This window comes from Bacillus sp. ISL-46 (genome assembly GCF_018613205.1).
In genome coordinates this window covers 1-6275 of sequence record NZ_JAGGQR010000029.1, presented here as the reverse complement: position 1 = coordinate 6275, position 6275 = coordinate 1, and the positions used below count along the sequence as shown (strand labels likewise).

At 33.7% G+C, this 6275-nt stretch carries 10 protein-coding genes; all 10 read left to right on the top strand.

The window, feature by feature from the left end; genetic code table 11:
- Positions 1-82: 82 nt before the first annotated feature.
- Positions 83-517, top strand: a complete 435-nt coding sequence (locus tag J7E67_RS16515) for an SMI1/KNR4 family protein (RefSeq protein ID WP_214718802.1) — start codon at positions 83-85, stop codon at positions 515-517.
- Between the two features lie 114 nt (positions 518-631).
- Entirely contained in the window at positions 632-805 is a 174-nt protein-coding gene (locus J7E67_RS16510) for a hypothetical protein (protein ID WP_214732391.1), read from the top strand.
- A gap of 361 nt (positions 806-1166) precedes the next feature.
- Entirely contained in the window at positions 1167-1613 is a 447-nt protein-coding gene (locus J7E67_RS16505; RefSeq protein ID WP_214732390.1) for a hypothetical protein, read from the top strand.
- Between the two features lie 198 nt (positions 1614-1811).
- The gene (locus J7E67_RS16500; RefSeq protein WP_214718799.1) at positions 1812-2096 is read left to right on the top strand and encodes a hypothetical protein; all 285 of its coding nucleotides are present in this window, start codon (positions 1812-1814) and stop codon (positions 2094-2096) included.
- Positions 2097-2143: 47 nt separating this feature from the next.
- The gene (locus tag J7E67_RS16495) at positions 2144-2833 is read left to right on the top strand and encodes an APC family permease (RefSeq protein WP_214718797.1); all 690 of its coding nucleotides are present in this window, start codon (positions 2144-2146) and stop codon (positions 2831-2833) included.
- 293 nt (positions 2834-3126) lie between these two features.
- Positions 3127-3597: a hypothetical protein gene (locus J7E67_RS16490; protein ID WP_214718795.1), complete on the top strand. Its 471-nt coding sequence runs from the start codon at positions 3127-3129 to the stop codon at positions 3595-3597.
- A 136-nt stretch (positions 3598-3733) separates the two neighbouring features.
- Positions 3734-4117 (top strand): YkvA family protein, encoded by a 384-nt coding sequence (locus J7E67_RS16485; protein WP_214718793.1) that lies wholly within the window; start codon positions 3734-3736, stop codon positions 4115-4117.
- A 292-nt stretch (positions 4118-4409) separates the two neighbouring features.
- Positions 4410-4754 (top strand): HEAT repeat domain-containing protein, encoded by a 345-nt coding sequence (locus J7E67_RS16480; protein WP_214718791.1) that lies wholly within the window; start codon positions 4410-4412, stop codon positions 4752-4754.
- 162 nt (positions 4755-4916) lie between these two features.
- Entirely contained in the window at positions 4917-5591 is a 675-nt protein-coding gene (locus J7E67_RS16475) for a hypothetical protein (protein WP_214718788.1), read from the top strand.
- A 138-nt stretch (positions 5592-5729) separates the two neighbouring features.
- Positions 5730-6221, top strand: coding sequence for a DUF6584 family protein (locus tag J7E67_RS16470; protein WP_214718804.1), 492 nt, complete (start codon positions 5730-5732; stop codon positions 6219-6221).
- The last annotated feature ends 54 nt before the right edge of the window (positions 6222-6275 follow it).

The window sequence follows — 6275 nt, the reverse complement described above, 5'->3', positions numbered from 1 at the left end:
CTATCTGTCATGAAGAAGGAAGTGTGTAATTTGTTATTGAATTAATAAAAATGAAAGATTTATGGTGAAGGAGTTTTATCTAATGCAGAATGTAAGATACTTAATCGAAACAAAGAAACCTGGTGTTGATGAATCGGATATAAAGTTGACAGAGGAAAAGTTAGGAGCGATTTTTCCCGAACAGTACAAAGAACTTTTTAAGTTAGTAAATAATCCCGAAATCGGTGAATGGATTCTCTTTCCTATTAAAACCCCCAAAAATGCTAAAAAGACTTGGGATGATGTTGTTAGACAAAATAAGGAAGAAGTAAGAGACGAAAGAATGTCTGAAGACCTTATTGCAATTGGTGATGATGGTTCGGGAGATAAACTGTGCTTTAAAAAAATAAAAGGGAAAATGGGAAATACCATTTATCTGTGGAATCACGAAACAACAGAATTAGATGAATATGCACCTAGTTTACAGCAGTTTATTATTCTAATTTCAGAAGAAGTTGATGACTTTGATGAAGAGTAAAAAGCCTTGTTAAGCTAACGGGGGCAAGAGTTTAAGAACTCGGCTGTCATTTTGGCAGTCTTTTTTCTTGTTCAACTAAAGGGGCAGGATAGTACAGGAATGGGGAAATTAAAAATGAAATTAAATAAACCACAAATCATATTTACATCTGCGTTTGTTGCCACAATAGTTACCGTTGCAAGTTCTTTTATAGAATGGAATAAACAAATTTATGCGGGTATTTTCGCAGGCATAACAACTATTGTTGGTGCAGTATTTGCTAAGATGATTTTTAAGGATAAAAATTAGAAATTTCTTACTGAACAACCATGAAAATAAGTTTCTTCAAGAATGAAAAGTGACAATACTTAAGAAGACCCTGCTCAATCGTTAAAAAAAGAGGAGAGCTTTAAATTAATAAGCCTATGGATTGGGTTGACTGGATTAAGGTCAGTATCAGTATTGGCACTTCCTAACCATTTTCATTCTTTGTGGTGAAGAGCTGGTTTTTAGCGATTCATGGATGGCTAACGGGTGCTTTCCTTAAAGAACTGGCTGCAAAAAAGCAGCCTATTTCTTATTCGACTAACGGTCAGGTTTAGGTTAATAAGACCTTGAGTATGATAGTTACTTAATAAGGATATTGTAAGAAGAAAAAGGAAAAATAATAATGATTGGACTTTTTATCGCAATTATCATATTTAATGTGCTTGCTTTCAAAACTAATAAGAATTTATCGGCAAAACAAATTGCCCATATCTGGTCATATACAATTGCATTTCAAATGTCTTTTGATGCTTACATAGATTTGAAATATCATGCATACTGGTATTTTACAAAAAATGTGGATTGGGCAGCATTACCAGCCAATACTATGTTACTTCCACCTGTAAATATGATGTTTTTGAATTGGTATCCTTTTATAAGATCCTTAATTAAACAAATACGTTATTTTATCTATTGGGAAGTATGTTTGTTAACCTATGAATCCATCACCCTATTGCCCGAACCTTGGGGATATTTTCATTACGGATGGTGGGATTTAGGATATTCAGCAATTATTAATCCTATCTTGCTTTTTATTTTATTGGTTTATTACAAGAGGTTTGTAAACTAGAATAGCATGCATGTTAAACTAAAGGGGGCGATGCTTTAACAAGGCATCATCTTTTTTGGGTTTGATTAACGAAGCATATTGTGAATGATTGTACTTAAAGTAACGGGTGCTTTAGCTCAAGAACGATTTCGCTGTTTCGGCAGCCTTTTTTTCGTTGTTCCACTAACGTGCAGGATAGTTGAATAAGAAAAGTTAGGAATGGTTTGGGGGCGTTTAGCTGGAGTTTCATTGCTTATTGACTACACGTTAACTGTTGCAGTATCCATATCGGCAGGTGTACTGGCAATTACTTCTGCATATCATTCTGCTTTGCCATATATCGTTCCAATTGGAATATTTTTTATCTGGTTTATGGAATGGATGAATCTTAGAGGATTATCAGAATCGGGTAGCCTATTTGCATTTCCAACTTACATATTTATTTTTTGCTTGTTAACCCTGGTAGGAAAAGGTTTATTTGACTGGTTAACTGGTGCAAGTTAGGCAACTCACCATGTTACAATTCCTACAGAATTACCAGCAAGCCTGACATGGTTTTGTTAAAAGCATTCTCTTCGGGGTGTTCGGCTGTAACGGGAGTTGAAGCTATTTCCAATGCTGTGCCCTACTTTCGAAACCCAGCTCAAAGAAATGCGAAAAGAACCATGGTTACATTAGGGGTGTTATTATCAATTATTTTTGGTGGAGTAACGATTATTTCAAGAGCTTATGATATTCACCCTGATCCAACAGGAACTAAAACGGTTCTTTCTATGGTGGCGGAGGATGCCTTTGGGCGTGGAATATTTTATTATATTATTCAGTTTGCGACCATGGCAATATTAATACTCGCTGCCAATACAGCCTTTAATGGTTTTCCAATTTTAGGTTCTCTAATGGCACAAGATAAAAATATGCCCCGAATGTTTGCCAATAGGGGTGACCGTTTAGCCTATAACTACGGAATAATTACACTAGGCATTTTAGCGAGTTTTTTACTCATTGTTTTTGGTGGGAGAACTGAGGCATTAATTCCCCTTTATGCGATTGGTGTTTTCTTATCCTTTACGATGGCACAAGTAAGTCTTGTCATAAAGTGGCGTAGTGATAAATCACAGGGATGGCAAACAAAAGCAATTATTAATGGAATAGGTGCCGTAGTAACATTCTTTGTAGTCATTATATTCAGTATTACCAAATTTGAAGAAGGGGCTTGGATCCAATCAAAGCAAATTAAGTAGAGGCTAGCGCGACGACCAGAAAAGGATTAATCTCCCATGAGTGCTACCCATATAGGGCGCGACAGTCGGTGGTACACCGTGGTCGTCGGAGTCAGACTAACGGATGGGCTCAAAGGCACCATAGTTCAACGACCTTCTTCGCCAGCTATTAAAACATTATCGGAGACCAATTTTCATTCTCTGTGGTGCAGCGACGATTTTTCCGCTGCATGGATGGCTAACGGGCAGGATAGTTAAATAACGAAGGAGATATAATAAGTTAAATGATTCCTTTTAGATAATGGGGTATTAATATGTCAATGAAAAATAAGTGGTTATTTAATATTGCAATGGTATTACTCTCATGGATTACAGTTTCTTTTTTGGAAAGGCGAAGTATAAAGAGATTTTTTCCAGCCTTTATCTTTGTGTTTATAATAAATTGTATTGATGTTCCGATTGGAAAGAAACGTAGATGGTGGTCTTTTTATAATAACCCACATTCCTTTTTTCATAATGAATTTCCTTTTTTAATAGGTCCAATGTTGGCGGTGGCTTTATGGACATTAAAATGGACATACGGAAATTTCAAAAAGTTTATCTTGCTAAATGCTCTTTTCCAATTAATTTTTACATTTTTAGCTAAAAATTTATTTGCAAAGATAAAATTATTTAAATTAGTTCGACTTAATGCATTTCAATTCTTCCTATACTTCTTTTACAAGGCTTTTTTCTTATATGGATTTCAATACATTTATGAAAATAAAAAGAGATTATTCAACTAAAGGGTGCGATACTTCAACAAGGGTATCGCTTTTTCCTTATGCAACTAACGTAAGCAGGTTAGTGAAACAAACAAAATCCGTTGTAAATCTTCTTAGTTATAATGGAATAAAATCTTAACTCTTATTAGGAGATAAAATGTTTAAGAAAATTAAGGCTTGGGCAAGGAATTTAAAACGACAAATATTTATTCTTTACTGTGCTTGTAAAGATGAAAGAGTACCTTGGTATGCTAAATTGTTTACTGCTTGTGTTGTGGCTTATGCTTTCAGTCCGATTGACCTAATACCCGATTTCATACCCATTCTTGGCTACTTAGACGATGTAATTCTCGTTCCATTAGGGATAATGATTGCGTTAAAGATGATACCAAAGGTTGTAATATCTGACTGTGAAGTTAAGGCAGAAGAAATGATGAAAAACGGTAAGCCGAAGAATTGGATAGTCGGTTCAATAATAGTATTGATTTGGGGTTTAATTATAATATGGGCTATTTTAAAAATTTATCGCTTCTTCAGCTAACGGATGCTTTGCTTCAATAAGGGAGTAATGCATTTTTTTTCTTCAAGTAACGGGGTTAGTTAAACAAGGATTATTTGAAGTGCCTATCGAATTCTATTTATGGATATGAATTAAGCTCCTTTATCCGCGAGAAAAATGGTTGTTAAGATATATTTCTGCTTACCAAAACTTAACTGCCTTATAAGGAGTGAGAACCTACAATGAGTGAATTACTTTTAGAAATTGAAATATTTAGGAATTGGGCAAGAACAGCAGATAAATCCTTGGGTGAATGGGAAACTGAATACCTACATTGGGACAGAATATATCACTTGTTAAAAAGCTAATAAAGGATACTTCTGTCGAAAAATGCAGTTTAGTCCTGCTAAATGAATTTCTATATATTGTAGCGAGTGACAATGAATCTGAAATAATTATTGATACTTTGATAGAAAATCCAAAACAATTATTATCCATTGCGAAACAAACAGTATCTTTTCCAGATCACGATACAAGATGGCAAATAGCATATGGGCTAGGAAAAATAAATGAGAATAACCAAGAGATAAAAGTTCTCCTTAATCATTTTTTAATCGATGAATCCGAGTATGTTAGAAGAAGAGCGTCCTTTGCTTACGATAAAAAAGGTTTTTATTAAAACCATTCCAAAAGAGTGTAAAAAAACCGCTTGCTGAACTACCATGAAAATCAACTTTCTTCTTTTTCATCGAGCGACGTGCAAATTTACCTTAATTTTCATAGACATTTCGATTCACACACTGATAGAATAATCAGAAGTATATTAGAGGTGGAATGAGAATTGAGAAAAAGATTAGGATGCTTACACGCCCATTATTCGAATATAGAATATATAGAAAATGCACTTTCCCCATTTGACATTGAATTAATACATTTTGTTGACCCAGCATTAATGTATCTAGTTACATCTGATGAAAATTTCCAAGAATTAGATGCTCAAAAAAAAGTTAAAGAGCAAATAGAATGGATTGACCAATGTAAAGTTGATGCTATCCTTATTACTTGCACAAACTATATTGCAATTTTACAGGAAGACCAACTCTCAATATCAGTACCAATTATAAAAATTGATGAACCTTACTTTGATTACATCTGCAATATACAGCAACCTCATACAATTCTATTTACAAATCCTGCAACTGTTAAAGGTACAGTGGAACGACTTAAACATTATGCTAATAACCATCAAATACCTTTAGATTTAGAGGTTATTGTTATTAACAATACTTTTGAATTGATAATGCAAGGACTAAAACAAGAATACAATCAAGAAATTTCCAAGTTCTTAAATCAAATCATTAAAGATGAAAAGAAAGTTATCTCCGTTGCTCAATTATCTATGGTCGATGCATCCAAGCAAGTTGAATATAAGACATCTAAGACTATTATTAATCCCTTGGATACATTAGTATCTTCCATCGTTAATCAATTAGAATTAGAGAAGAAGAATAAATGATAAACTGATGTGTCCTTATTTAACTAAAGGGTGCTAGAGTTATATTACTATGCTGCTGTTGCGGCTATTTTTCTTTATAAAGCTAACGAAGTTGGTTTTTTAATAAAAATCCAATATAAATTAAGGAGGGAGACTGCTATAGGAAGGATACCTGCTAAAACTTTAAAGAAGATAGAAGAGGACATTAAAAATGATGATTTAGGAAAAGCGAGAGATAGACTTCACGGATTAATTTCCACTAACCCTAATGAATTAGAGCTTCGTAGAAAATTAGGAGATATTTATTTTTTATTAAAATATCCATCAATGGCCGGTCGATATTGGTATCTAGAAGAGAATAAGACCCCCGAAATGGTAAAAGCGTGTGCCGCGTTCGAAAAATCTGAGGGGAATGATCCATCTAGAATATCAACAGCTTTAAAATTTAAAGGAAATCCTGAAATAATACAAAAATTGCAATTAAATCAGGGGTACTCTCCTATTAAGGATAAAGTTAAAGAAAAATTAGTGGAAGAACCTACTGAAACATTAGGTGATAAGTTAGTAACCATTGGATGTATCTCTATTTTAATATTAACTTTTTCCTTTACATTAATTGGTATTATCACTATTTTTAGATGGATATTTTAACATAGGTCCAAATTCATTAGAAGTTGTTCTTAAACTAACGAAGCAGGTTAGCAT